This window comes from Pseudomonas sp. BS3767, assembly GCF_900099665.1.
In the GTDB taxonomy this organism is placed as follows: domain Bacteria; phylum Pseudomonadota; class Gammaproteobacteria; order Pseudomonadales; family Pseudomonadaceae; genus Aquipseudomonas; species Aquipseudomonas cerasi.
Genome location: NZ_FNCX01000010.1, coordinates 70,255 through 96,024, shown reverse-complemented (window position 1 = coordinate 96,024; position 25,770 = coordinate 70,255). Strand labels below are relative to the sequence as shown.

The following is a 25,770-nucleotide window of genomic DNA, read 5'->3' as shown; positions in this document are numbered from 1 at the left end:
GGGTACCGCTGGAAATCATCATTACTTTTTCGAAGTGGCCGCCTGGGTTCCGCCCTGTTCAGCGATCGCCGTCAGCTTTTCGTCCGCGCCTTTTTCTTCTGCCAATGTGGCACTCAGCAGAGCGGCGGCTTCTTTCATATTCAGATGTTTGGCCATGGCGATGAGTGTGCCGTAACTGGCGATCTCATAATGCTCGACCTTCTGGCATGCCCCGATCAGGGCCGCATCGAGTACTGCGCCTTTCTCGATCTCTTCCAGCAATTCCTTGCTTTCTTCGATCAGACCTTCCATGGCTGCGCATTTCATGCGTTTCAGCTTCAGACCAGCACCTTCCACCAATTCATCGATACGATCGATCTGACCTTGGGTTTCTTCAAGATGCGCCTTGAAGGCTTCTGCCAGAAGCGGATTGGTCGAAGCGCGTGCGAGACGCGGGAGTGCTTTGGTAATTTGCTTTTCAGCGCTGTAAACGTCTGAAAGTTCGTGAATGAACAAATCTTCTATGGTCGTGCGAGTCATGTTCTTACCCTTTTCAGCGAAGAGAGACTTGTCCACACGCGGGCTGATTGTCTGCCGACCTGTGGACAAGTTTGATGGAGCGCGTAGCGTTGATGATCGGTGTGATCAGCGCCGTGGCAGGCTGTTTTCAAGCTGGGTTCCAACGCCGAAACCCTTGGTTGCCATCACCACCTGAAAGCCTCTGCGCGCAAGCAGCGCCTGCGCCTCGAAGGCACGAAGCCCTTTTACAAATACCCTGTCGGTCAACGCGCTATCCAACTCGTCGCGAGGCGTGAGAGGTTGACGGGAGCTGAGCTTTTTCATGATTCATTCTCCTGAACAAAACAAGGGTTGCCGTTTCAGGCATCTTTGCCCTGGACAAAGCCAGAACCCAGATCCGCACCGGTAATCGGATTGGCGGCCGGATCGGACTGGGTCCGCTCCTTCAACATTTCCAGCACCTCTGTATCCTTTTCATCCAGCGTGACCGAGGCCGTGCCTTCGCCGCCATCGACGGCCGCTTGTGGCGACTCCACATATTCCCAGTCACCACCCTGATTCCACGCACCGCGTACATTGGGTTCGCCGGACATGTTGAAGTACTTGTTGGTGAATTCCGGCATGCCCGGCAGTTTGCCCTGTGGGAAGTTGGGCTGGATGGCGTGGAGGGCTTTTTCAAAAGACAACTGGTGCGCAATTTCCCGAGTCATGAGAAACCCCAGCGCTTCTTTAACGCCCGGATCATCGGTCACGTTCATCAAGCGCTCGTAAACAATCTTGGCTCTGGATTCTGCGGCGATATTGGAACGGAAGTCTGCTGTCGGTTCACCGATAGTATCGATATAAGCCGCTGTAAAAGGCACGCCGGCAGAGTTGGTCAACGGCGCACCGGACCCGTACAGCAGGCTGGTGATATGTGAGTCATTGCCGTTACCGTTGATAGAGCGATACAACTCGCCTTCTTCTTCAATACCTTCAGCCAATTGACCTTTGGCACCCTTATTGAGCATGACAATAATGGAGCCCACAATTTCAAGGTGGCTTAGTTCTTCAGTGGCAATATCCATCAGCAGGTCTTTACGGCCCGGATCATCTTCACTCAGCCCTTGAGTGAAATACCGTCCGGCCGCGGCCAGTTCACCCTGAGCCCCGCCGAACTGCTCAAGCAGAAGGTTGGCCAGTCCAGGATTGGGTCTTGCTACACGGACGGTGTATTGAAGTCGCTTGTTATACATGAACATGTCGTATCCTCAGGCTTTGATCTCTCGGGAAGCGTCAACCCATGTGCATGGGCTTGATTCAACGCAGTCACAGGTTATGAGAGGCTAAGGAGCGCGATCGTTACTGCTAACTTTTTTAAAGAGGACCGGCGGTGTTAAAACCACCGTTCAATAGAATTTTATTATTCCCCCTACGTGGCTGAATGTTCGTTCATAGTGGCGAAGAAGCCTGTTTGAATGGGTCTGGAGGTCGTTGCTGTTTTACGCATGAAAAGAGGGTAAAAGTGCAGTTATAAACAAACTCTATCGCTAACTAAACCGTTCGGTTCAGGTATAAACATACATCATAAGATGGCAGCATGACATCATTTAGATTATGGCATTAATATTTTGAATTTTTTGAAACTGCTGCGATCTGTTTTGCAAGTCGACAAAGCAGGAGCAACACAATGGCTGATGAAAAACACTACCGTATCGATTACCTGCTGCATGGCAGTTACAAGACGTTCTACATACGAGCAGGTGCCATGGATAACAAAGAGGCCTGGCACTGGGCTTCAGTGGATGCCGGGTTCGGTGCGATCCCCAAGTACCGTTCCGACCCGGTACCCAAGCTGAGCAAGCCTCAGGCTGAAAAGCTCGGTCTGTCGAACGTGGAGTGGGCGAGGGCTTGAAAGCCCTCGAATCACCTCGATACGACGCCTGCCGTCGTGCGTCACGATGCCGCACGACGGTATTACCTTTGAAAAGTCTACGGTCGCCAGATCCGTCAGATGAGCCTTTGTTTCCCGCCTGAATACCCTCATTCGGATATGCCTGCCGCAAGCCTCGTACCCGCAAGTCTCTCCCTTTCTTCATTTGCCCGATGCCCATGACCTCATGTTAAACGTGCTCTGGCCGATAGCCGGACTATCAGGCTATGGCACCCATTGAACTTCCTGAAAAGCCATTGCTCTGAAGTGATGGCAATATGCCTCCATCTGAACGGATGACCTCGTTCAGCGCGGCATAGCTGCCCGTATTACCCGTGATGCAAAGCAAGGAGCTTTTCCGCCCGGATCGGACACCCTAATTAAAAAGAGAATGCTATGAACATCCTTTCGCCTGGTATCTACCTCACCAACCGCCTGCGTTTCCCTGCCAAGTTTGTCGTTTTAGCCATTATTATCGTCATCCCGTTGATCGTTCTCGGTCTTCGGGTTTTCAACAGTCTGAATGCAAGCATCGACACGGTCGCGCAAGAGCGCGTTGGCCGTGAGTACCTGCAAATGACCACGCCCGTTCTGCGATTTTCCATGCTGCAGCGCGCGGCCAGCAACCGTCTGCTGGCCGGCGATGCCTCCGCCGCTCAGGATGTGATCAGCAACCGCGCTCAGCTTGAAACCGCGCTTGCCAACCTTGCCGATATTGATGCACGACAGGGGCAGCAACTGGAAACCGAGAACCGCGTACAGCGCCTGCGTGAAAGCGCCCGTTCCCTGATGGACAGTATCAAGCCAGGCCTCTCTCAGGATGACGTGTTCGCCCAGTGGAATGAGCAACTGGCCCAGACACTCAACTTTATCTACTACGTCTCGGCTACCTCGGGCATGGTCTTGGACGAAGATTACGCCTCGCTGTTTCTGATTGATCTGAGCACCATTCGTATGCCCCGGAAGTCAACGTTGCCGGTCAGATCCGCGGCATCACGGCAGGTTTGATGACCGGCCAGGGGCTGAGTGTATCGATGCGCGGCTCGCTCGAGAGCCTGCTGAAGATCGAACTGCAATTTCGGGCCGAGTTGGAGCAAAGTATTCGACTGCTCAAGCGCCGCTCGCCAGAGCTCGCAACGCGCGTCAATGACCCGATCACTGCCGCTACTGCAGCGATGGACAGCTTTCGCAGCGACCTGCACGCGTACATAAAGGGCACAGAGTTTTCGGTGCAGCAGGGGCAGTCGCTGAGCGCGCGCGGCAACGGGGTTGTCTCGGGACTCTACAAGGCTCAGGACGAAATTCAGACTGCGCTTCAGGATGAATTGAATGCGCGCTACGACGCCTTGGTGCTGCAGCGCGAAATAGTCATTGCCATGTGTGTGATCATGGGTTTGTTGCTGCTCTACGCGTTCTGCAGCATTTACCGTGCCTTGCGCCTGACCATCGACAGCCTGCTGGGCGTCACCCGCCGTCTGGGCGAGGGCGATCTGAGTGCACGCGTAACGGTCGTCAGCAAGGACGAAGTGGCTGATATCGCCAATGGTCTGAACCTGATGGCCGAGGCCTTCGCCAGTTCTATCTCGCACATGGACCGCACCTCTTACGAACTGTCTGATGTAGCGTCCCGTCTGGGCTCATCCATCGGCCTGGCCAAGCAGTCGATGAACGCGCAGCAGGCTGAAACGGAGCAAGTGGCGACCGCGATCAACGAGATGACCGCCAGCGTCGCCGACGTGGCGCAGAACACCGAAGGTGCCGCACTGGCCGCCGATGAAGCGAACACCGCGTCACGTAACGGTCTGCGCATCATGCACCAGGCACACTCGACCATTCAGGCTCTGGCCGAAGAAGTGGAAGTCAGTGCTCAGAAGGTGCAGGCGCTGGCCCTGCACAGTCAGTCGATTGGTGGCGTTATCCAGGTCATCAGCACCATTGCCGATCAGACCAACCTGTTGGCCCTGAATGCCGCCATCGAAGCAGCGCGGGCGGGCGAGCAGGGTCGCGGGTTTGCCGTGGTGGCTGATGAAGTCCGCACGCTGGCTTCGCGCACTCAGGCGTCGACCGAAGAAATTCGCGGCATCATCCAGCAACTGCAAGGTGCGACCGATGCTGCCGTGCAACAGATGCAGGCCGGCCAGCAGAAGGCTCATGCGTGCATCAGTGCCGCCAGTGATGCTTCGGGCAGCCTGTCGAGCATCAGTCAGGGCGTGGAGCGCATCGTCGAGATGAACACGCAGATCGCCAGTGCTGCGGTGCAGCAGCATGCGGTCTCCGAAGACATCAACCGCAATGTCATGGAGATTCGTAACAGCTCCGGGACATTGATGTTGGGGATCGACAATAACGCGGCTACCGCCGATGAACTGGCACGCGTCGCCAGCGATATGCGCAATGTTGTGGCACGTTTCAAACTGATTGCCTGATTGAATCGGGGGCTGTTCAGCCCCCGATTTCCCTCCCGAATCGGCGCTTTCGCGCGGATTGCTTTTTTCCGATCAAGTTTTGCTCTTCTGCGGCCGATAGCTCTGGCGCGCGGGTTTGCTGTCTATAAAAACAAATCTCAGCTCTTTCGTTGCGCACAAAAAAGCATTTTCAGGAGATTTTATGAACAGCAGATTTGCGAATATCAGCGTCAACATGAAGTTGGCATTGGGCTTTGGGACCGTTCTTTTCTTCACGGCAGTGCTCGCCCTCGTTGGCTGGACCAGCCTCGACAAGCTCATCAATCGCACCGACAGAATCGGCGATATCACCGAGCTGAGTGACAACCTGACCAACCTGCGAATCGCGCGTCTGCAATACATGCTGACTGACGGCGATGAAACCGCAGCACAGAACATGCAAGGCAAGCTGGATGTGTTCAAGGCGCAGCAGCAATCACTGCTCGTCAGCTTCAACAATCCGGTCAACCTCAAGCCGCTGCGCGAACTGGCCGATGTCACTCGCGACTATGAAGCATCCCTGAACAGCATGCGCGCCGTGTACCAGGCCGGGGCCAAAGTGCGCAACGAGATGACCGCCAATGGGACAGCGGCCATGCAGGCTGTCGAGTCGTTGAATAAGGCGGTCATGCAGATCGATCCTTCTGATCCGGCACGCTTCGATCTGGCCCAGTTGGCGAACAGCGCTCGGCAAGACCTGATCCTCGTGCGTTATGAAGTGCGCGGCTATACCGGCAACCCGAATGACAAGACCGAGGCAGCAGCCTTCCAGCAACTGGATAGCGCGATCAGTCGTCTGGACAGGCTCAAGGCTGCTTTTGGTTCCGCCAATCGCGAACAGATCGCACAGTTTGAAAGCGCTCTGCGCAATTACCGCAGCTCGGTCGATGCCTTCAAGGCAACCACTCAGACAGCTGCGAGCGTGCGCAAGGATCTGACCACTCAAGGTGCGACCATCGTCAAACTGGGCGAAGAGCTGTATGGCCTGCAGATGCAGATGGGCAAGGAAGACACTGCTCAGGCGCGCAGCCTGCAGATAGGGTGTGTGGTGTTGGTCATGTTGCTGGGCATTCTTGCCGCTGTGGTCATTACGCGTCAGATCACTCGCCCATTGCGCGATACGCTGGCCATCGTCGAACGTATTGCATCCGGCGACCTGACACACACCGAAGCGGTCACCCGACGCGATGAACTGGGTGTGTTGCAGCAAGGCATCCAGCGCATGGGGGCAACCCTGCGCGAACTGATCTCCGGTATTCGCGACGGCGTTACCCAGATTGCCAGCGCGGCTGAAGAACTGTCGGCAGTTACCGAGCAGACCAGTGCAGGGGTCAACAGCCAGAAAGTCGAGACCGACCAGGTGGCCACGGCCATGCATGAAATGTCGGCGACGGTGCACGAAGTGGCACGCAATGCCGAACAGGCGTCCGTGGCGGCTTCCGATGCCGACAAACAGGCGCGTGATGGCGACAAGGTCGTGGGCGAGGCCATCCAGCAGATCGAGCGACTGGCCGCTGAAGTGGTTCGCTCATCCGACGCAATGAACGTGCTGGAGCAGGAAAGTGACAAGATCGGCAAGGTCATGGATGTGATCAAGGCGGTCGCCGAACAGACCAACCTGCTGGCCCTCAATGCCGCCATCGAAGCAGCACGTGCCGGGGAAGCCGGCCGGGGGTTTGCCGTGGTGGCCGACGAAGTTCGTGGCCTGGCGCAGCGTACCCAACAGTCCACCGAAGAAATCGAAGGGCTGGTGGCGGCGCTGCAAAACGGCACGCGCCAAGTGTCGGGCATCATGCTCGGCAGCCGCACGCTGACAGACAGCAGTGTCGAACTGACGCGCAGGGCCGGTACGTCGCTGGAAAGCATCACCCGTACGGTGTCGAGCATCCAGGCGATGAACCAGCAGATCGCTGCCGCCGCCGAACAGCAAAGCTCGGTGGCCGACGAAATCAGCCGCAGCATCGTCAATGTTCGCGATGTATCCGAACAGACCGCCGAAGCCAGCGAAGAAACCGCAGCCTCCAGCGTCGAACTGGCACGCCTCGGTGGCCAGCTGCAGATGATGGTCAGCCACTTCCGGGTGTGATCCACCCGACGGTCATGCCCACGCGGAGTACTCGGACACCCGTCGTTCCGCATGCTCCAGCGTGGGGATGCATGTCGTGACGCTCCGCGTCACAGCTCCAGATCGCACCGCTTCTTCAAGGGAGGACGCGGAGCGTCCGGAACGGCATGCGACGCGGAGCGTCGCACGATAGTCCAGCCGGCCACCTATCGTTCCTCACGCTCCAGCGTGGGAATGCATTTCGTGACGCTCCGCGTCACATCTCCAGGTCGCACCGCTTCTTCAAGGGAGTACGCGGAGCGTCCGGAACGGCATACCTACGCCGAGCATGGGCACGATAATGTTCTTTTGCGCGACGCTTAACTGGCCTGAATAACGGGGTGATAGTTATATAACTATACGTTGGTATACCTCACTCATACTTCCAGATAAACATGAGCTACTTTTGCAGGTTTCTACTGTTGATCGAAACGCTATAAGCTTTACCTCACTGTCCGGCAACTATTAACTCACGGCCTTTATCTGTTATCGCTGACTGCCTGTTTGTTTATAAAGCAGGTGGGTCTGCGCCTGCGCGGCCGGCTCGAGGTGAGCAATGCATTCGATATCTGAATTCGGTAAAAGCCTGCGGACGCCTCGTTTTGTAAAACCCGGTGCACGCACGCCTTATTGGGCCGATGGTATTTGCCTGGCCATCCTGACCCTGTTCATTGGTCTGTTCATCTACGGCCTTGGCCAGATGATGCAGCCGCTCGCGGTGCTGAATTCGAGTCCCATGAGCCTCGACCCGGCGCGCCTGCCCGAATACGCATTGCGCACTACACTGCGTATGTTCATCGCGCTGGCCGCTTCGTTGATCTTCACTTTTGTCGTCGCCACGCTGGCCGCCAAAAGCCGCAAGGCCGAGCAAGTGATCATCCCGGCGCTGGATATTCTTCAGTCGGTGCCGGTGCTGGGTTTTCTGACGTTCACCGTGACCTTCTTCATGGGCCTGTTTCCCGGTCGGCAGATGGGCGTCGAATGCGCAGCGATCTTTGCCATCTTCACCAGCCAGGCCTGGAATCTCGCGTTCAGTTTCTATCAGTCACTGCGCACCGTACCGAGTGACCTTAACGAGGTCAGCCGTCAGTTCGGGCTGTCTGCGGTACTGCGCTTCACTCGCCTGGAACTGCCGTTCGCCATACCGGGGCTGGTGTGGAACATGATGATGTCGATGTCCGGCGGCTGGTTTTTCGTGGTCGCCTGCGAGGCCATTTCGGTCGGCGACACCACGGTCAATCTGCCGGGCATCGGTTCCTGGCTGGCGCTGGCCATCGAGCAGAAAAACCTGGCGGCGATTGCCTGGGCAGTGGGCGCAATGGCGCTGGTGATTCTGGCCTATGACCAATTGCTGTTCAGGCCGATCGTCGCCTGGGCGGACAAATTCCGCTTCGAGCAAACCGCATCGTCGAAGCGTCCGCGCTCGTGGATGTACAGCGTGCTGGGCCGCTCCCGTGTGGCACCGATGCTGGGTTCGATCCTGGCTGCGCCTTGGAAATGCCTGATGCTGATCGACTGGCGCGTGTTCTCCCGGCTGTGGAAAGTGAAGCTCACCCCAGGCGTCGTCCGCGTGCTCGACTACGCGTGGCTGGGGCTGGTCATGGCCGCCTGCCTGGCTGGCAGCGTGTACCTGTTCAGGTTCATCGAAGCCTCTCTGGGCGTCAGCGACATGGTCACTGCCTTTGGTCTGGGCCTGGCGACGATGGTGCGTGTGATCGTACTGATCGTCATTGCGAGCCTGATCTGGGTGCCCGTCGGTATCTGGATCGGCTTGCGTCCGGTCTGGGCCGAACGCTTGCAGCCAATCGCGCAGTTCATGGCGGCGTTCCCGGCCAACGTTCTGTTTCCTTTTGCGGTGATCGCGATTGTCGGCCTGCACCTGAACCCGGATATCTGGCTGTCGCCGTTGATGGTGCTCGGCACCCAGTGGTACATCCTGTTCAACGTGATCGCCGGGGCCAGCGCCTTGCCGACTGACCTGCGCGAAGCGGCGACCATGTTCAACATGCGTGGCTGGCAGTGGTGGCGGCGTGTCGCGCTGCCTGGCGTGTTTCCCTACTACATCACCGGTGCGCTGACCGCGTCGGGTGGTTCGTGGAACGCCAGTATCGTTGCCGAAGCGGTTTCCTGGGGCGATCAGCATCTGGAAGCGGCAGGCCTGGGGTCATACATCGCCAATGCGACCCAGGCAGGTGACTTTCCGCGCGTTGCGCTGGGCATCGTGGTCATGTCGGTCTTCGTGATTGCGTTCAACCGGTTGCTGTGGCGCCCGCTGTACGGGTTCGCCGAGCGACGTCTGAGTCTTGTCTGATCTTGTGTAAGGGGAGGGCGCCATCATGATGGCTGTCGAAACGCGTTGCCTGGTAGATGTTCAGAAAGTCCGACATGTGTACGGCAAAGGCAGCAAAGAGCGCCTGGTGCTGGATGACGTGACCCTGACGCTCAATGAGAACGAAATAGTGGGCCTGCTGGGCCGGTCCGGCTCGGGCAAGTCGACCCTGTTGCGCTCCATCGCCGGGCTGGTGGTGCCTACCGAAGGTGAGGTGAATTTCCCTCGTCGTGTGCAAGGACGGGCAATGTCGGTGGGCATGGTGTTCCAGAGCTTTGCGCTGTTTCCCTGGCTGACGGTGCTGGAAAACGTCGAAGTCGGCCTCGAAGCGCAACGTGTGCCTGCCGCCGTACGCCGCAAGCGCGCACTGGCGGCCATCGATCTGATCGGCCTGGACGGTTTCGAGAGCGCCTACCCCAAAGAGCTGTCCGGAGGCATGCGTCAGCGGGTCGGCATGGCGCGCGCGCTGGTCATCGATCCTGACGTGCTGTTGATGGACGAACCGTTTTCCGCGCTCGACGTGCTCACCGCCGAAACCCTGCGTACTGACTTGCTGGACATGTGGAGCGAGGGGCGCATGCCCATCAAGTCGATCCTGATGGTGACGCATAACATCGCCGAAGCCGTGCTGATGTGCGATCGCATCCTGCTGTTCTCCTCCAATCCTGGCCGTGTGATCAGCGAGATCAAGGTCGATCTGCCCCAGCCGCGCAACCGCCAGGACCCGATCTTTCGGGCGCTGGTGGAAGAGATCTACGTGCTGATGACCCAGGACAACGACGCCGGCGAGATTCGTCAGGGCGTGTTTCCGGGCACCGGGCTGGGAATGGTGTTGCCACAGGTTTCCACCAACGCACTGGCAGGGTTGATCGAGGCGATTCACGCGCCGCCCTACAGCCTCAAAGCCGACCTGCCGGAGCTGGCCGCTGCGCTGCACTACAACGCCGACGAGCTGTTCCCGATTGCCGAGGTGCTGCAACTATTGCGCTTCGCTGAACTGAAGGGCGGCGACATCCGCCTGCTGCCTGCCGCCAATCGCTATGCGCTGGCGGATGTCGACGAGCGCAAGCAACTGTTCGCCCAGCACCTGCTGAGCTTTGTGCCGCTGGTGGCGCATATCCGTCGGGTGCTGGATGACCGTCCCACGCACACGGCACCGGCACGGCGCTTTCGTGATCAACTCGAAGACTTCATGTCTGAAAGCGATGCCATGCAGACCCTCAACGCAGTGATTCAATGGGGGCGCTACGCGGAGTTGTTCGCCTATGACGAACTGACCGATCAGTTCAGCCTGGACAACCCGTCCTGAGATTTGTAGGACATACTCAACAGGCCTTTTGCAACCAGCGGGATGATGCGCATGCGTGAACCGGAATCCTACGGCAAGGCTGCTATGGCGGTGCGGCTGATCGCGTTGCTCATGCTGGCGCTGGTCATTGCAGTTGCCGACACCTTGACCGACCTGGAAATCGCCGTGGGCGTATTCCAGATTGTTGTGGTGCTGCTGGCGGTCAGGTTCCTGCCGTCCACAGGCGTTATCGCGATGGCGTTGCTGTGCATGGTGCTGACCGTGATCAGTTACGAGATGACGACCTCCAGAGGCAGTGAGGCGTCCGGGCTGATCAATTGCATCATCAGCCTGGCGGCCATCGCCATGACCACCTGGCTGGCGCTGCGTATGGCGCTGGCCATCCGCTCGGTACATGAAGCGCGCTCACAGCTGGCGCGGATCGCACGGGTCAATCAATTGGGTGAACTGACGGCGTCCATTGCTCACGAGGTCAATCAGCCGCTGTCGGCCATTGTCACCAGCGGCAATGCCTGCCAGCGCTGGCTGGCCACCGAGCCGGTCAATCTGGAGAAGGCCCGGCAGGCTGTCGACCGCATGATCAGTGACGCGAACCGCGCCGGGGACATCATCGTCCGGGTGCGCGCGCTGGCGAAGCGTTCGTCCACTCACAAGGAGTGGATCAGCGTGGCCGATACCGTCGCCGAGATCGTGGCGCTGGCACACAGCGAGATAGAGGGGCAGGGCGTCGCACTGCTGGTCGACGTTCCGGAGGGCCTGCCGCCGCTGCTGGCTGATCGGGTGCAGATCCAGCAGGTGTTGCTGAACCTGATGATCAATGGCGTCGATGCGATGAAAAAGCTCGAGGCGGATCAGGCGCAACTGGAGATTCGGGTGGGCTGGCATGACGGCGGTGATATCGAATTTGCGGTCAGCGACAACGGTATCGGCGTGCCACCGGAAAACATCCATCGGTTGTTCGATGCTTTCTACACCACCAAGGAGGAAGGGATGGGGATTGGTCTGGCGATCAGTCGTTCGATCATCGAAGCTCATGGCGGGCGCATCTGGGTCACCCCCAACCCTGCAATCGGTGCTACGTTTCACTTCACCCTGCCCACCGGAAAGATGGAAACCTGATGAGCACAGTTGCCGCCGCATCACAGGCCGAAGAGCCGATCATCTACGTCCTTGATGACGACCTGTCGGTGCGCTCCTCGCTGGAGGATCTGCTGGCCTCGGTCGGGTTGCGCAGCATGCTGTTCGGCTCGACCCGCGAGTTCCTGGACACGCCGCGTCCTGATGCGCCGGGCTGCCTGATTCTGGACATTCGCATGCCTGGAATGAGTGGTCTGGACTTCCAGGGGCATATGGCCAGGTCGGGGATTTCCCTGCCGGTCATTTTCATCACCGGGCATGGCGACATTCCCATGTCCGTGCGGGCCATGAAGGCCGGTGCGGTGGAGTTTCTGACTAAGCCTTTTCGCGATCAGGACTTGCTCGACGCCATTCAGCAGGGGTTGGCGCAGGATCGCAGTCGACGCAAAAGTGCCGCGGTCGAAGCCGAACTGCAGCGCCGCCACGCCAGCCTCAATTCCGGTGAGCAGCAGGTGATGGAGCTGGTGGTCAGCGGCCTGCTCAACAAACAGATTGCAGCCCGGCTGAACGTGAGCGAAATCACCGTCAAGGTCCGCCGTGGCTCGGTGATGCGCAAGATGGAAGCCGATTCCCTGGCTGACCTCGTCAAGTTTGCCGAGCGCCTCAAAGAGCTGCACTGATCACCGGCCCACGCCGAGCCCTCATCGTTATACACAAGTCCGCTTTTGATTCTGGCCGGCGGCGGTAGGAGTAGGCGCGAAGAGGCCGCTACAGCCTCCAGAAACAGGACATTTGTACTCAGCGGCTGACTAATTCACCAACTGCGGCAGTACGTAGTTGCGCACGACGTACAGCGAACCTTCTGCGCTCAAGTGCCCCGAGTCGATCTGCAGCAGAGAGCGGTTGTCTTCCAGGCGTACCCGGCAGGCATCGGCGATGCACAGTTTGTCGATCAGCGACACGAACTGGATGCCTGCCGATGCGGCCAGTGCGCGGGTGGCCTGATCCACCAGCATGACACTTTGATCCAGAGCCGGATCGCGGATGTACGATTCGCTCAGCCCCCAATGACGGTTGGCGATGACGCTGGGCAACGACGGGTTCCACTGCGGAACCGGGCCGATCAGCACGATGTGCTTCACACCAAGGCCCTTGAGCCGAACCGCGATCTGCGTCCAGTCGGTCTTGTCGTGCCCATCCTTTTGCGCGATGACCACGATGTCCGGACGCAGCCTTTCGATGCCCTGCAGGGCCGTTCTGTTGGAGTAGTCACAGGCCCTGCTCGTCGCAGAGGTACGTCCTTGCTGGTCCCTCAGAGCAGGACGGCAACTGGCCGAGGCGACCTGATAGAAGGGCGTGCTGTGTGTCAGCAAGGTACGCAGGCCGAGCGACAGCGCTTGTGCATGAGAATCGCCCCACAGGAACACGCCCCCCACCCCTTGTTTGCGGGTGCAGGCTTCATCGATGCCTGATTGGCCGCGCTGGGTCAGGGCGGAGAAGGCGTCACATTTCAGCCAGTAGGGCTCGTACAGGTTGTGCTGGCGATCAGCGTACTCCTGAATGAAACGCGCCTTGTCCGAAACACTCACCGGGCGCAGAGGAGAAACCACGCCGCCGGTTGCACTCACCAGCGTTCCGCCGACGAACAGCAGAGCGATCAGCGTGCCGAACGTGGCACGTCTGCTGCGCTGATCAGACGACGGCCTGCTGACGGGCTGCTCGATCAGCCGCCATGAGACCAGACCCAGCATCACGGCCACGCCGATGCCCACCAGCATTGCGCGGGTCTCGCCCAGTAACCCGGCGTCATTCATCCACACCACCACCGGCCAGTGCCACAGGTACAGCGAGTACGAGCGTGTGCCGGCCCATTGGGCGAGCGGGTTACAGGTCAGCAGCGAGTCGTTGCGTGCGGCGACGATCACCGCGAACGCCCCCAGCACCGGCATCAACACCAGATAACCCGGCCACGTGTCCTGCACGGACAGCAGAAAGAAGCCGGCCACGATCAGCGTCAGTCCTAAGTGTTCCAGAACGCGCTGCTGCAGGGCCTTCAATTGCAGCGGGAACAGGCAGGCCACGCCACCTGCGAGCAACTCCCAAGCGCGGGTCGGCAGCAGGTAAAACGCTGCCTCCGGCCATTGCGAGGAGGCAGATACGCACACCACAAAGCCTGTCAGGCTTACGCCCAGTACCCACCAGCGCAGGTTGTGCAGCGCGACGAAGCGACTGAGCATCAGCAGCGCAATCGGGTATAGCAGGTAGAACTGCCATTCCACCGACAGCGACCAGGTATGCAGCAGCCACTTCTCATGGGCGCTGGCGGTGAAATACCCGGCCTCACGCCAATAGACGAAGTTGGAAACGAACCCCAGGCTGCTCGCCACATGTGTGCCCAGCGCGCTGTAGTCCAGCGGCAGCAGAGCGAACCAGCCGAGCAACAGCAAGGCAAAACACAGCACAGCGAGGGCCGGGACGATGCGCTTGGCCCGTGACCTGTAGAACGCCGCCAGCCTGAATTTACCGCTCCTTAAGCCGCGCAGGATGATGCCGGTGATCAGATACCCCGAGATCACGAAAAACACGTCGACACCGGCAAAGCCGCCAGGCAGCCAGTCGGGGTGGAAGTGGAAGAGCAGCACTGCGATCACTGCGATGGCGCGCAGGCCATTGATGTCTTTTCTGAAGTCCATTTGAGAAAGCCATCCGTTGGCTGATCGTGAGGGGGAGGGGCCGGGGATCAGCCGAAGCTTATCGGCAGCCAGCGTTGTGGTGATTGTGCTGGTTGATCAGCGTGCAGCCGACGTCAGCCCGGGCGCATGGCCCGCAGAAGATTCTTTGCCGGCCATCACATGACCAATGGCCAGGCCGATGAACAGGTTGGCGACAGCGACCTCGAACATGTCGGTGGTCCAGCTGATCAGGCACCAGCAAAAGCTGATTGCCAGGAGCATATGGCCAATACGGGTCTGATCATCGATCAGGCGGAACAACAGCGGAATCTGCAGCGCATACAGCAGCAGGCCGAGCACGCCCAGCATTGCCCAGAGGTACAGGGCGGAGCTGTCCATGCCGAGAAATACCCCGGCACCGTCCACCGGAAACAACCCCATCGTGCTGCCGACCATGCCGAAGCCTGCCCCGCTGATCATCCAGCCTTCGCGACTCATCGCATTGATCAGGCCGGGCCAGGTGTTGATCAGCCGGTCATACAGCGAGGCCAGAGAGCCGCCGCTGCTGACCGCGTAAGCGTCAGGGCTCACAATCAGGCCCAGTGCCGGCAACAGCAGGCCGATGCCTACCACCACGGTGCACACTGCCCTGCAGGTCCAGCTCATCCGCCGCAATAACAGCAGCACGATGGTCAGCGCGAAGGCCGCGGCTGGCGCTTTGCTGGTGGTCAGCACGATGGCGTAAAGCGCCACCGCACTTAGCAACATCATCATCAGGCGCGAGCGCAGGAACATGATCAGGTACAGCGTGTAGAAGGCGATCATGATCGACAGCACGTTGGACACCCTGGCGAAACCGGCAATGCGGTCCACCTCGTCCGCGCTCCATGAGGTATTGGCGCTCAACTGGGTTTCACCGACGCTGTAGCTGTAGCCCTTCCATGGCACGGAGGTGAGCTTGTCCAGGGCAATCCCCAACAGCGAGGCCAGCAGGCAGAAAGCAATGGCGCTGTACAACAGCTTGCGGCGATACAGCAGGTGCCGGCCACATACCAGGCCGAACACCAGCGGGCTCAGCGCGAACAGACTGAACGCCAGGTTGTGCGCGCTGGCGCGATGCAGCATGGCCAGCAGCGCGGAAATCAGCCACAGGATCGTGAACGTCCAGAACAACCTTCCGGCTCTGAATGTGCGCAGCTCGAGCGTAAACAGCAGGATGCAGGCGGCCTTGGGCAGATAGAGCAGGGGGCTTATGCCTGCCTGGTCGAAGTAGAAGCGCAAGGCTCCGGAAAAGGTCTCGACCAGAATCAGGCTGATGGCGACCCACACCACCACCGTGGACTTGTCAAAGGACATCAACGACGACCTGGCGTCGACGCCGTTCGCAGTATTCAACGCCATGCTGGCTGCCTTGTGAAATACGTCAGGGGAATTGCGCGGACAAAGCTACCGCCCGACGATCACGGGGACGTGTCGACACAGGGAAGCTTTGGGAGATGGGGGTCTGGAGCGGACGCTCGCAACGGCATGACAACAGGTATATCAGTCGCAGTTGGGGCAACTGTCAATTAATTAGTCGGGATTAATGGTTATGCGCCGCACTTAGTGCCCAGGACAGGACGCGGAGCGTCCAGAACGGCGTGCCCACGCTGGAGCATGGGCACGATGGTGTTCTTGCGGACGCGGTCCTGCAGACACCTATCGTTCCTCACGCTCCAGCCCAGACCTTTATCGTTCCTCACGCTCCGCGTGGTAATGCCCTTCGTGACGCTCTGCGTCACCCATCTGCGGATTACGGGTATTTACGTCTGTCCGGTGCAGGCGGGAAGTACTGATAGAGCCAGGTCTCGCTCAGCGTACGGTCGCCAGTGCGGATGAACATGCGCATTTCAACCGGCTCGACCGAGTCGCTGTCCGGTACCCAGTCGAAGGTGACGCGGTAGCCCTTGATGTCCGGCAACACGAGGATGTTGAAGTCCTGCACCTTGCCATGAGTGACCGTGACGATGGGCTCGATTCCAGTGCCTTCCGGCAAGCGATCCAGACCGCCGCCGTTGAAGTCCACCGCGAAGCGGCGTGCCCAGGTTTTCGGGTAATGCTCGCCCGGTGCCCAGCCTTCGAGGAAGCCGCCCATGCCTGAACGTGTCGCGTGGACCTGTGCCAGCGGCGTGCTTACCGGCGGCAGCGGGCTCCAGAACAGCTTGTAGCCGTAGTTCATCGAGTCCCCGGCCTTGACCGGCGTCTTCGGTGTCCAGAACACTACGATGTTGTCCATCGTTTCGCCCGTGGTCGGCAGTTCCAGCAGGCTGACCTCGCCTTCGCCCCACGCCGTGATCGGCTCGACCCACAGGCTTGGACGACGGCTGTACCAGACAACGGTGTCCTGATAGCTGGAGAATTCGTGATCGCTCTGTACCAGCCCGAAGCCTTTCGGATCGGTGTCGGAGAACGCGCTGAACTGCGGTTTGGCCGGGTTGTTCAGCGGACGGCAGATCCACTCACCGTTGCCACGCCACATCGACAGGCGATCCGAATCGTGGATTTGCGGGTGGATGGTGTCGCACATGCGGCGTTCGTGAGTGCCGCAGCTGAACATGCTGGTCATCGGCGAAATGCCCAGCTGCTGGATATCGGTACGCGCATTGACGTGCGCGTCGATTTCCATGACCACCTGGCCGGCCTGACAGTCGATGTCGAAGCGATAGGCGCCGGTCGCGCTCGGCGAGTCGAGCAGTGCGTAAACCACGAAGCGTGTCGCGTTCTTGTCCGGCGTTTCAAACCAGAACTTGGTGAAGTCCGGAAATTCTTCCTGACGTTTGGCGTAACTGTCGATGGCCAGGCCGCGGGCCGAGAGGCCGTATTGCTTGTTGCTGTCCACGGCGCGGAAGTAGCTGGCGCCGAGGAACGAAACGACGTCATTGATGGCGATTTCAGGCGCCTTGAACAGTTTGAAACCGGCAAAGCCCAGGTCGCCCTTGACCAGGTTCTTGTCGATGCCACTGTTCTCGTAGTTGAACAGGTCATGGCGGAAATGCACTTCGCGCGCCTGCTTGCTCTGCGGATCGACGCTGTACATGCGCACGGGCGTCTTGAAGCCCATGCCGACGTGGAAGAAATGCACGTCGAGCTGGCCATGGACGTCTTTCCACAGCGAGTGATTCGGGTCGTAGCGGATGGCATTGAATTGCTGCGGCGTCATGTTCGCAAGTACCGGTGGCAGCACCTGCTTGTTGCTCACATACCCTTTGCTCGCAAGCTTCTTGGCATGCGCCTGCAACTCAGCAAAATCGAAGTGTTCGATCTCGCCATCGGCTGCGGCGGCCAGTGCCCGCGCAGCAAAAAGCCCTGAGGCCGATACGCTGCCGTAGGCGGCTAACGCCATGGACGCTTTCAGGAGATTTCTGCGATTCATAAAGGTGAAGCCTCTGAGTAATTCTGTGCGTCCTGCACAAAAAATGGCGCGCCAACGACTCCTTGCCGAACGCAAACTACCCACAACAGATAACAAAGACGAGATACGGTTCGGAAATCGGCCAAAAAAAAACGCCGATCATGGCTAATGAATCCGGCGTGTTGGCGGCTATAACGCTGATTTTTGCGTCGCTGCAGACTAATCGATTAAGCGCATCGCCGCTTGGCGCAAGGCTTCCAGACGATCGGGGCAAGAAACGCTGATCAACTCGACGTCTTCGACCCGCACGAAAACTTTTTTCGCCAGGCAATATTCAGCAATCATTTTGCTGGCGCGCGGGCTCGCTCTCTGCCCGACTTCAGGTCGATTCGCCCGCTGGGCAGCACCGCTATCTCACATCCGTTCAGCTAATAGTCCTGACGAAAGTTTCATTCCGCGTGTTATATCGTAACGCTATTATTCACTGGCATTCAGATGCCAATGCAGGGCTCTCCAAAGGGCGATAAATCAGTGGGTGCCGGGGTAGTGATGCGGGTTGATTTGGATGAGCACGAAGGCCTTGAAGGCCTGCCACGTTTTCAAATGGCGGTGCAACAGGTTAGGCGTCTGGGACGATTGATGTATGTGACCGGTGGAGCAGGGGCGTTCGGGCTGCTGCTGGCGTTGTCCATCGATCTGTTTTCCCCCGGCTCTTTGTGGATGGCCGTGTTGTGCAACGCCTCGGCGGCGTTGTTTCTGCTCACGGCGGGCTTGCAGTCGGCGCGGCATGTCGCGCTGTGGCGGGCTCGCGCGCTGCGTTCGCCGGACGCAGACACCCTCGACGAAAACCTGTCTGCTGACGACGAGAGCGGCTGGTACGAGCGCCTGCTTGAACGGCTGAGTGACTCCGGCAAATCGCTGGTCAGGCACGTGGGCAGCTCGACCCTGTGGCTTGCCGGTTGGGCGGTGCTGGCGTTGATCGTCGTTCGTGCCTTCTGGAACCTGGCGCTGTCCGGCGTCGACCTCTCCACGGCCGGTAGCCTGGGTGGCAGCGTCATGCTGCTGTTGGCATTCGGGCTGCTGGTCATCGAGCGACAACTGAGCAGCGAGTCCGACAGTCAGTCGCCGGAGGCCGGTGCGCTGGCGCAACTGGTGCGCATGACGCTGATCGTCCTGCTGGTCGGCGCGCTGTGCCTGTTTTTCTCCAGTGCAGAACGTGTCTGGCCTGCGCGGCTGGCGGTATTGATCGGCCTGCTGCCGTTTGGCGTGGCGCTGGAGTTTCTGCTGCGCGCTGTGCTGTCGGTGTTCAGCCCGCGCAACCCACGCAGCGAACCGCGCCTGCTGGCCGCCAGTTTCATCGCCGACCTGTTGCGCTGGCCGCCGCGTCCGCTGCTCGCCTTGCAGCACGAACTGCACAACCGCTTTGGCATCGATCTGCGCCAGATCTGGGCCTTTACCTACATGCGCCGCGCCTTTTTGCCGGTGCTGACGGTGGTCGCAGCGCTGGGCTGGGTGCTGAGCGGCGTGCATGAAATTCCGATGCAGGGGCGGGGCATTTATGAACGCTTCGGCAAGCCGGTCGACGTGTTCGGGCCCGGTCTGCACGTGGGTTTGCCCTGGCCGTTCGGGCGTGTGCTGGCCGTTGAAAACGGCGTGGTTCATGAACTGGCGACCAGCGTTTCTGCTGCCGACACGGCCGAGCAAACGCTGGACCCGGCCGAAGGCCCGCCACCGGGTAGCGCCAACCGTCTGTGGGATGCCAGCCATATCAACGAAAAATCCCAGGTCATTGCCAGCAGTGCAGGCGACAAGCAGAGCTTTCAGATCGTCAATATGGACGTGCGGTTCGTCTACCGTATCGGCCTGACAGATGCCGCAGCCATGGCGTCGACCTATAACAGCGCTGACATCCCAGCCTTGATTCGCAGCACGGCCAGCCGGGTGCTGGTGCATGACTTTGCTTCGCGCACGCTGGATGAACTGCTCGGCGAACAGCGCAGCGAGCTGGCCGATGACATCGGCAAGGCCGTGCAGGCCGACTTGCAGCGGCTGGACAGCGGCGTCGAATTGCTCGCTACGGTGGTTGAAGCCATCCACCCGCCTGCCGGTGCGGCCAACGCCTATCATGCTGTGCAGGCTGCGCAGATTGGTGCACAGGCGCTGATCTCTCGCGAGCGCGGCGCGGCCAGCGACAGGGCCAATCAGGCGCAGCTCAATGCCAGCGTGGCGCGTGATCAGGCCAGTGCCGTCGCCCGCGAGATTCTGGCCGGCGCACAGGGTGCAGACCTGCGCTTCAGTGCCGAACGTCAGGCCTATGCCAAGGCAGGTCAGGCGTTTTTGCTGGAGCAATACCTGGCCCAACTGACCGAGGGCCTGGGCAATGCGAAGTTGCTGATACTCGACCACCGTCTGGGCGGCGACAGTGCGCCGACCATCGACCTGCGTACCTTCACCCCACCGGCAGACCCAACGGCGCCGCGTAAAGCCGTTCAGTAAGGAGTCGTCCCTTGAGTCTGTTCCATCATCATCACGATCACGCCGACCACGATAGCCATGACAGTCACGGCCATGGCGGCCATGGTCATCACCACCATCATCATGGCGCGAGCGGCCCGGCAGCGTTCCCCTGGCGGCGGGCAAGCCTGGCTGCGGTGCTGATCGCGTTTGCGATTGCAGCAGCGAGCCTGGTGCAGGTGCGTTCGGGCGAGGCGACCGTCGTCACACGCTTCGGCAACCCGTCCCGCGTCCTGCTGGAGCCGGGCCTCAACTGGCGCTGGCCGGCACCGTTCGAGGCGACCATCCCGGTGGATCTGCGCCTGCGAACCACTTCCAGCGGTCTGCAGGACGTCGGTACCCGCGATGGCTTGCGCATCATCGTTCAGGCCTACGTGGCGTGGCAGGTGCAGGGCGACGCCGACAACGTGCAGCGCTTCATGCGCGCGGTACAGAACCAGCCCGACGAGGCGGCGCGGCAGATCCGTACCTTTGTTGGCTCGGCGCTGGAAACCACCGCGAGCAGTTTCGACCTCTCCAGCCTGGTGAATACCGACGCCAGCAAGGTGAATATCACTGCCTTCGAAAATCAGCTGCGCCAGCAGATCGATCAGCAACTGCTGGCGACTTACGGGGTGCGTGTCCTGCAGGTCGGCGTGGAGCGACTGACCCTGCCTTCGGTAACGCTCAACGCTACCGTTGACCGCATGCGCGCCGAGCGCGAGACCATCGCCACCGAGCGAACCGCCGTGGGCAAGCGTGAGGCGGCGCAGATTCGTTCGGCCGCCGAGCGCGATGCACGGATTGTCGAAGCCGATGCCACGGTCAAGGCGGCCGATATCGAAGCACAGTCGCGGGTTGAAGCCGCGCAGATCTATGGCCGTGCCTATGCGGGCTCGCCGCAGCTCTACAACCTGCTGCGCTCGCTGGATACGCTGGGCACTATCGTGACGCCCGGCACCCGCCTGATACTGCGCACCGACGCGGCGCCGTTCCGCGTGCTGGTGGACGGCCCGCCGACGCTGGATGGCAAGAGCGGAACGCAGCCATGAGCCAGCCGGTCGACGAAGCCGTGGCGCAGCGCCCGCCGGTAAACAGCCCTTGGTTGCAGGCGAGCCGTCTGGCGTTTCTGGGGCTGTATGGCGTGACATTGCTCGCCGCGCTTGCCTGGGCGACGTCCAACATACGCCAGATCGATCCACAGAACCGCGCGGTGGTCATGCACTTCGGCGCGATCGAGCGGGTTCAGAACGCAGGGCTGCTGATCGCCTGGCCGCAGCCGTTCGAACAGGTGGTGCTGCTGCCTTCGGCTGATCGGGTGATAGAGCGGCGCGTGGAAACCCTGCTGCGTTCGCCTGCCGCGTTGAAGGCCGATGAAGTCGCGACCCTGTCGGCACCCATGAGCGATGCACTGGCAGGCTCCGGTTTTCTGCTGACTGGCGATGCCGGTGTGGTGCAACTGGACGTCACGGTGTTTTACAAAGTGACTGACCCCACTGCCTTCGTATTGCAGGGCGAGCATGTATTGCCCGCGCTGGACCGGCTGGTCAATCGCAGCGCTGTGGCGCTGACGGCGGCGCGGGATCTGGACACCATTCTGGTTGCCCGTCCCGAGCTGATCGGTGCTGACAGCCAGGCCGCCGAGCGCCGTGAGCGGCTGCGTGGCGATCTGGTGCGCGGCATCAATCAGCGTCTGGCCGAGCTCAAGGCGACCGGCATGGGCATCGGTGTCGAGGTCGCTCGGGTGGATGTGCAGTCGAGCTTGCCGACCTCGGCAGTCAACGCGTTCAATGCTGTGCTGACGGCCAGTCAGCAGGCCGATCAGGCCGTGGCCAACGCGCGCACGGAGGCCGAAAAGCTGACCCAGACCGCCAATCAACAGGCCGACCGAACCCTGCAAGTGGCGCATGCACAGGCGTCCGAGCGTCTGGCCAAGGCGCAGTCGGCTACTGCAACGGTTGTCAGCCTGACCCAATCAGCCGAAACCCGCAGCGACCCCGGCCTGATGCAACGTCTCTACCGTGAACGCGTACCGGTCATTCTGCATCAGGCGGGTTCGGTGACCACGGTCGATCCCAAAGACGATTCCCGCCTGATCATTCAGGGAGCACCACAATGAGTGGCGAAGCCGTTCACACCCACGACGCTGGTCAACCGCAAGCGCCTGGCAGTCTGCTGAGCAGCGCAGAACAGCGCAGTGCCGCCCGGCAACTGACCCTCGCGATGCTGGCCTTGGGCTTGCTGGGATTGGGACTGGTCTGGCGGTTTTTCGCCCCGGAGCAGGCAGGTGTCAGCCAGTTGCTGTTGGGCGCTGCGTCACTGTTGGTGGCGATACCGGTGATCAGCGCCGGCTGGCACAGCCTGCGGCATCCGAGCCTGCACGGCATCACCGATCAGTTGATCGCACTGGCGATGCTCGGTGCCTGGGCCACCGGTGACCTGATGACCGCCGCGTTGCTGCCGATCATCATGATCTTCGGCCATGTGCTGGAAGAGCGCAGCGTGATCGGCTCGCAGGAGGCCATCGAAGCGCTGGGACGCCTGACTCGCAGCCAGGCGCGTTTGCTCGGCGCCGACGGCAGCGTGCGCGAGGTCGACAACGCGACGCTCAAAGCCGGCGATCAGGTGGAAGTGCGGGCGGGCGACCGCGTTCCGGCGGACGGTCGGGTGCTGTCCGGGCAAGCCAGTCTGGATACGTCGTCGATCACTGGCGAATCGGTCCCGCTGGAAGCCAGTGTCGGGGTCGAGGTGTTCGGTGGCGCCATCAACCTCGACGGCCTGCTGCGCATCGAAGTGACCCGCATCGGCGATCAGTCGACGCTGGGCAAGGTCATCGCGCTGATGCAGAGCGCAGAGCGTTCCAAGCCGCCTATCACGCGTCTGCTGGAGCGCTACGCAGGCAGTTACATGGTGCTGGTCTTGCTGATCGCGGCGCTCACCTGGTTTATCACTCAGGATGCCCAGGCGATGCTGGCAGTGCTGGTCGCAGCCTGTCCCTGTGCGCTGGTGCTTTCGGCCCCGGCCACCGCCATCGCAGGTATTGCGGTCGCGGCGCGGCACGGGATTCTGATCCGCAGTTCGGCGTTTCTTGAAGAACTGGCTGACCTCAACTCACTGGTTGTGGACAAGACCGGCACCCTGACCTATGGCCGTCTGCGTCTGCAGTCCGTGCAGGCTGACGGTTCGCAGCATCCACAATTGCTGGAGCTGGCTGCGAGCCTCGGGTCTGCCAGCAGTCACCCGGTGAGTCGGGCCTTGGCCGGGCTGGTGGATAATGCCCGACTGCTGCCGCTGACCGACACCCGTGAGCGCCAGGGCCTGGGTGTGGTGGCCTCGACCGGGCAGGGCGATGCAGCACTGGGCCGCCCGGAGTTGTTCGCACAGATGGGCATCGTCACGCCTGCTGTCCCTGCACATGGTGGCCCGCTGGCCGGTCTGTCGCTGGACGGAGTTTTTCTGGCCTGGCTGCTGCTGGCCGACAGTGTCAAACCCGAAGCTCAGGCGGCGCTGCTTGAATTACGCGGCCTGGGCCTGGGCCGACAATTGCTGTTGACCGGTGACCGGCAGAGCGTGGCCGACAATCTGGCGCACGATATCGGCATCACTGACGTTCAGGCGCAGGCGCTGCCTGAAGACAAACTCAACCGCGTCATGGGCGAGATCTCCAGTGGTTTCCGGCCAATGGTGGTCGGCGACGGGGTCAACGATTCGCTGGCCCTGAAGGCGGGCGTGGTCGGCGTGGCGATGGGCGCGGGTGGGGCGGATATCGCGCTGGCATCCGCCGACATCGTGCTGATCGGCAGCGATCTGCGCCGCCTGGGCACCTGTGTGCGACTCAGTCGCCAGTGCCGTCACACCTTGCAGGTCAACGTCATCATTGGGCTGGGCTGGACGCTGGCCATCGTGGCTCTGGCCGCCTTTGGTCTGCTTGGCGCTGCGGGCGCGATGGTCGCAGCTATCCTGCACAATCTAAGCACCCTGTTGGTATTGGGCAACGCCGGACGTTTGCTGCGCTTTCAGGAGCCATTGCTCAAGCTCGAAGACGTGAGTGTGCAACATCAGGTCTCACGCCTGCACTGATGATCAGTGCGTCAAACGGCTTGAGCTTTGACTAATTCTGTTACAGATTAAGCGCTGTGTTTCATTGTGTGATCCAAATTCAGGCTGACTCTCGGCTCGAATCAGAGGGCACAGGGCTGTTCCCCCGCAGTTGATTCATAGCAGTTTTGCCGTCGCCAATGCCTTTTCGGGCCCTTTTGCGGGGCCTTTGCTGGATTACTCTTTTTTGAGTTTCTGGATAAGGGGGTGATTTTGAAATGCTTACACAACTTCCAACGACCTTGCAGAACCTTCATCTGCCGTTGCGGCTCCGGCTCTGGGACGGTCATCAGATGGACCTCGGGCCTGCGCCCAGCGTCACGATAGTCGTCAAGGACCCGCAGCTGGTCTCCGACTTCAGTCATCCCAGTCTGGGCCTGCTCGGCAGCGCGTTTGTGGAGGGGCGGCTGGAACTGGAGGGCTCCATCAGCGAAGTGGTCCGGGTCTGCGATGAACTGACCCACGCGCTGGTGGACGATGACGACAGCGCTGGCAATCCGATCCGGGTCGAGCATGACAAGGACACTGACGCGGCCTCGATTGCCTATCACTACGATGTCTCCAACGACTTCTACCAGCTCTGGCTCGACAGGGAGATGGTCTACTCCTGCGCGTATTTCAAGACCGGGGACGAATCGCTGGAGCAGGCGCAGCAGGATAAATTCCACCACCTGTGCCGCAAGTTGCGGCTCAAGCGCGGTGAATACCTGTTGGACGTCGGCTGCGGCTGGGGCGGGCTGGCGCGTTTTGCGGCTCGCGAATACGGCGTGAAGGTCTTTGGCATCACGCTGAGCCAGCAACAATTGGCACTGGCCCGCGAACGCGTGCAAGCCGAAGGTCTGCAGGACAAGGTCGACCTGCAATTGCTCGACTACCGCGACCTGCCGCAGGATGCGCGCTTCGACAAAGTGGTCAGTGTCGGCATGTTCGAGCACGTCGGGCACGCCAACCTGCCGTTGTACGCGCAACGCCTGTTCGGCGCGGTGAAGGAGGGCGGCCTGGTGATGAATCACGGCATTACCGCGCGGCACACCGACGGTCGTCCTGTGGGGCGTGGTGCCGGGGAGTTCATTGACCGCTATGTTTTCCCCAATGGCGAGCTGCCGCACATGGCCATGATCAGCGCCCATATCAGCGAAGCCGGGCTTGAAGTGGTCGACGTGGAAAGCCTGCGCCCGCACTACGCGAAAACCCTGGAGCACTGGAGCGCACGACTGGAATCCCGGCTCGACGAAGCCGCGCGAATCGTACCCGAACAGACCCTGCGGATCTGGCGGCTATACCTCGCAGGCTGCGCCTATGGATTCACCAAGGGCTGGATCAACCTGCACCAGATACTCGCCGTGAAACCCTTCGCCGACGGCAACACCGGACTGCCACTGACGCGCGAGGATATTTATGGGTGAAGTCCCGCTCGTCTCTTCAAGACAGGCAGCGTAGTGC

The 25,770-nt window shown here is 60.4% G+C and carries 19 protein-coding genes and 1 pseudogene; 14 read left to right on the top strand and 6 right to left on the bottom strand.

The window, feature by feature from the left end; all coding sequences use genetic code 11:
- Nucleotides 1–21: 21 nt before the first annotated feature.
- From BLR16_RS23985 to BLR16_RS23975, 3 genes are all read right to left on the bottom strand, one after another.
- Entirely contained in the window at nucleotides 22–519 is a 498-nt protein-coding gene (locus BLR16_RS23985; RefSeq protein ID WP_003367887.1) for a YciE/YciF ferroxidase family protein, read from the bottom strand.
- 105 nt (nucleotides 520–624) lie between these two features.
- Nucleotides 625–822 (bottom strand): hypothetical protein, encoded by a 198-nt coding sequence (locus BLR16_RS23980; protein WP_054082269.1) that lies wholly within the window; start codon nucleotides 820–822, stop codon nucleotides 625–627.
- Between the two features lie 35 nt (nucleotides 823–857).
- Nucleotides 858–1,739, bottom strand: a complete 882-nt coding sequence (locus BLR16_RS23975; RefSeq protein ID WP_003367889.1) for a manganese catalase family protein — start codon at nucleotides 1,737–1,739, stop codon at nucleotides 858–860.
- Nucleotides 1,740–2,167: 428 nt separating this feature from the next.
- Here BLR16_RS23975 and BLR16_RS23970 point away from each other — a divergent pair, with 428 nt between their 5' ends.
- The 9 genes and pseudogenes from BLR16_RS23970 to BLR16_RS23935 all read left to right on the top strand — a co-directional run bounded on the left by BLR16_RS23970 (nucleotide 2,168) and on the right by BLR16_RS23935 (nucleotide 12,353).
- Entirely contained in the window at nucleotides 2,168–2,392 is a 225-nt protein-coding gene (locus BLR16_RS23970) for a DUF6555 family protein (protein ID WP_003316018.1), read from the top strand.
- A gap of 414 nt (nucleotides 2,393–2,806) precedes the next feature.
- Nucleotides 2,807–3,418, top strand: a complete 612-nt coding sequence (locus tag BLR16_RS29380; protein ID WP_371124930.1) for a hypothetical protein — start codon at nucleotides 2,807–2,809, stop codon at nucleotides 3,416–3,418.
- Complete coding sequence (locus BLR16_RS23965) at nucleotides 3,418–4,836, top strand: methyl-accepting chemotaxis protein (RefSeq protein ID WP_371124928.1); 1,419 nt, start codon at nucleotides 3,418–3,420, stop codon at nucleotides 4,834–4,836. Before BLR16_RS29380 ends, BLR16_RS23965 begins: the two co-directional genes overlap by 1 nt.
- Nucleotides 4,837–5,017: 181 nt before the next feature.
- Nucleotides 5,018–6,037, top strand: a pseudogene (locus tag BLR16_RS29375) (methyl-accepting chemotaxis protein); the annotation flags it as partial.
- A gap of 39 nt (nucleotides 6,038–6,076) precedes the next feature.
- Nucleotides 6,077–6,940, top strand: a complete 864-nt coding sequence (locus BLR16_RS29370) for a methyl-accepting chemotaxis protein (protein WP_371124973.1) — start codon at nucleotides 6,077–6,079, stop codon at nucleotides 6,938–6,940.
- A gap of 574 nt (nucleotides 6,941–7,514) precedes the next feature.
- Entirely contained in the window at nucleotides 7,515–9,269 is a 1,755-nt protein-coding gene (locus BLR16_RS23950) for an ABC transporter permease (protein WP_003367892.1), read from the top strand.
- A gap of 22 nt (nucleotides 9,270–9,291) precedes the next feature.
- Nucleotides 9,292–10,596 carry an ABC transporter ATP-binding protein gene (locus BLR16_RS23945; RefSeq protein ID WP_170846049.1) on the top strand — a complete coding sequence of 435 codons (1,305 nt, stop codon included), beginning with the start codon at nucleotides 9,292–9,294 and terminating at the stop codon, nucleotides 10,594–10,596.
- A 51-nt stretch (nucleotides 10,597–10,647) separates the two neighbouring features.
- Complete coding sequence (locus BLR16_RS23940; RefSeq protein WP_074809080.1) at nucleotides 10,648–11,715, top strand: sensor histidine kinase; 1,068 nt, start codon at nucleotides 10,648–10,650, stop codon at nucleotides 11,713–11,715.
- The gene (locus BLR16_RS23935; RefSeq protein ID WP_074809004.1) at nucleotides 11,715–12,353 is read left to right on the top strand and encodes a response regulator transcription factor; all 639 of its coding nucleotides are present in this window, start codon (nucleotides 11,715–11,717) and stop codon (nucleotides 12,351–12,353) included. The genes BLR16_RS23940 and BLR16_RS23935 overlap by 1 nt, the downstream gene beginning before the upstream one ends.
- A 129-nt stretch (nucleotides 12,354–12,482) precedes the next feature.
- On the opposite strand, the gene BLR16_RS23930 is transcribed toward BLR16_RS23935, so the two are convergent.
- From BLR16_RS23930 to BLR16_RS23920, 3 genes are all read right to left on the bottom strand, one after another.
- Entirely contained in the window at nucleotides 12,483–14,366 is a 1,884-nt protein-coding gene (locus BLR16_RS23930) for an acyltransferase family protein (RefSeq protein ID WP_092194494.1), read from the bottom strand.
- A gap of 96 nt (nucleotides 14,367–14,462) precedes the next feature.
- On the bottom strand, nucleotides 14,463–15,746 hold the full coding sequence (locus tag BLR16_RS23925) for a hypothetical protein (protein ID WP_161437943.1): 1,284 nt from the start codon (nucleotides 15,744–15,746) through the stop codon (nucleotides 14,463–14,465).
- Nucleotides 15,747–16,137: 391 nt separating this feature from the next.
- Nucleotides 16,138–17,757, bottom strand: coding sequence for a glucan biosynthesis protein D (locus tag BLR16_RS23920; RefSeq protein WP_003432784.1), 1,620 nt, complete (start codon nucleotides 17,755–17,757; stop codon nucleotides 16,138–16,140).
- A 528-nt stretch (nucleotides 17,758–18,285) separates the two neighbouring features.
- On the opposite strand from BLR16_RS23920, the gene hflK (BLR16_RS23915) reads away from it, so the two are divergent.
- The 5 genes from hflK (BLR16_RS23915) (at nucleotide 18,286) to cfaB (ending at nucleotide 25,733) form a co-directional block, all read left to right on the top strand.
- A complete protein-coding gene (gene hflK, locus BLR16_RS23915) occupies nucleotides 18,286–20,232 on the top strand; it encodes a protease modulator HflK (protein WP_074809000.1) in 1,947 nt (648 codons plus the stop codon).
- Nucleotides 20,233–20,243: 11 nt separating this feature from the next.
- On the top strand, nucleotides 20,244–21,281 hold the full coding sequence (hflC, locus tag BLR16_RS23910) for a protease modulator HflC (protein ID WP_003432786.1): 1,038 nt from the start codon (nucleotides 20,244–20,246) through the stop codon (nucleotides 21,279–21,281).
- Nucleotides 21,278–22,348 (top strand): protease modulator HflK, encoded by a 1,071-nt coding sequence (gene hflK / locus BLR16_RS23905; RefSeq protein WP_003367903.1) that lies wholly within the window; start codon nucleotides 21,278–21,280, stop codon nucleotides 22,346–22,348. The genes hflC and hflK (BLR16_RS23905) overlap by 4 nt, the downstream gene beginning before the upstream one ends.
- A complete protein-coding gene (locus BLR16_RS23900) occupies nucleotides 22,345–24,309 on the top strand; it encodes a heavy metal translocating P-type ATPase (protein WP_074808997.1) in 1,965 nt (654 codons plus the stop codon). Before hflK (BLR16_RS23905) ends, BLR16_RS23900 begins: the two co-directional genes overlap by 4 nt.
- 236 nt (nucleotides 24,310–24,545) lie before the next feature.
- Nucleotides 24,546–25,733, top strand: coding sequence for a C17 cyclopropane fatty acid synthase CfaB (cfaB, locus tag BLR16_RS23895; protein WP_058398170.1), 1,188 nt, complete (start codon nucleotides 24,546–24,548; stop codon nucleotides 25,731–25,733).
- Nucleotides 25,734–25,770 lie beyond the last annotated feature (37 nt).

What these genes read in the sequence shown, in the direction of transcription:
- BLR16_RS23985 (WP_003367887.1), bottom strand. Translation starts at nt 519, where the DNA reads ATGACTCGCACGACCATAGAAGATTTGTTCATTCACGAACTTTCAGAC.
- BLR16_RS23980 (WP_054082269.1), bottom strand. Translation starts at nt 822, where the DNA reads ATGAAAAAGCTCAGCTCCCGTCAACCTCTCACGCCTCGCGACGAGTTG.
- BLR16_RS23975 (WP_003367889.1), bottom strand. Translation starts at nt 1,739, where the DNA reads ATGTTCATGTATAACAAGCGACTTCAATACACCGTCCGTGTAGCAAGA.
- BLR16_RS23970 (WP_003316018.1), top strand. Translation starts at nt 2,168, where the DNA reads ATGGCTGATGAAAAACACTACCGTATCGATTACCTGCTGCATGGCAGT.
- BLR16_RS29380 (WP_371124930.1), top strand. Translation starts at nt 2,807, where the DNA reads ATGAACATCCTTTCGCCTGGTATCTACCTCACCAACCGCCTGCGTTTC.
- BLR16_RS23965 (WP_371124928.1), top strand. Translation starts at nt 3,418, where the DNA reads ATGACCGGCCAGGGGCTGAGTGTATCGATGCGCGGCTCGCTCGAGAGC.
- BLR16_RS29370 (WP_371124973.1), top strand. Translation starts at nt 6,077, where the DNA reads ATGGGGGCAACCCTGCGCGAACTGATCTCCGGTATTCGCGACGGCGTT.
- BLR16_RS23950 (WP_003367892.1), top strand. Translation starts at nt 7,515, where the DNA reads ATGCATTCGATATCTGAATTCGGTAAAAGCCTGCGGACGCCTCGTTTT.
- BLR16_RS23940 (WP_074809080.1), top strand. Translation starts at nt 10,648, where the DNA reads ATGCGTGAACCGGAATCCTACGGCAAGGCTGCTATGGCGGTGCGGCTG.
- BLR16_RS23935 (WP_074809004.1), top strand. Translation starts at nt 11,715, where the DNA reads ATGAGCACAGTTGCCGCCGCATCACAGGCCGAAGAGCCGATCATCTAC.
- BLR16_RS23930 (WP_092194494.1), bottom strand. Translation starts at nt 14,366, where the DNA reads ATGGACTTCAGAAAAGACATCAATGGCCTGCGCGCCATCGCAGTGATC.
- BLR16_RS23925 (WP_161437943.1), bottom strand. Translation starts at nt 15,746, where the DNA reads ATGGCGTTGAATACTGCGAACGGCGTCGACGCCAGGTCGTCGTTGATG.
- BLR16_RS23920 (WP_003432784.1), bottom strand. Translation starts at nt 17,757, where the DNA reads ATGAATCGCAGAAATCTCCTGAAAGCGTCCATGGCGTTAGCCGCCTAC.
- hflK (WP_074809000.1), top strand. Translation starts at nt 18,286, where the DNA reads ATGCGGGTTGATTTGGATGAGCACGAAGGCCTTGAAGGCCTGCCACGT.
- hflK (WP_003367903.1), top strand. Translation starts at nt 21,278, where the DNA reads ATGAGCCAGCCGGTCGACGAAGCCGTGGCGCAGCGCCCGCCGGTAAAC.
- BLR16_RS23900 (WP_074808997.1), top strand. Translation starts at nt 22,345, where the DNA reads ATGAGTGGCGAAGCCGTTCACACCCACGACGCTGGTCAACCGCAAGCG.
- cfaB (WP_058398170.1), top strand. Translation starts at nt 24,546, where the DNA reads ATGCTTACACAACTTCCAACGACCTTGCAGAACCTTCATCTGCCGTTG.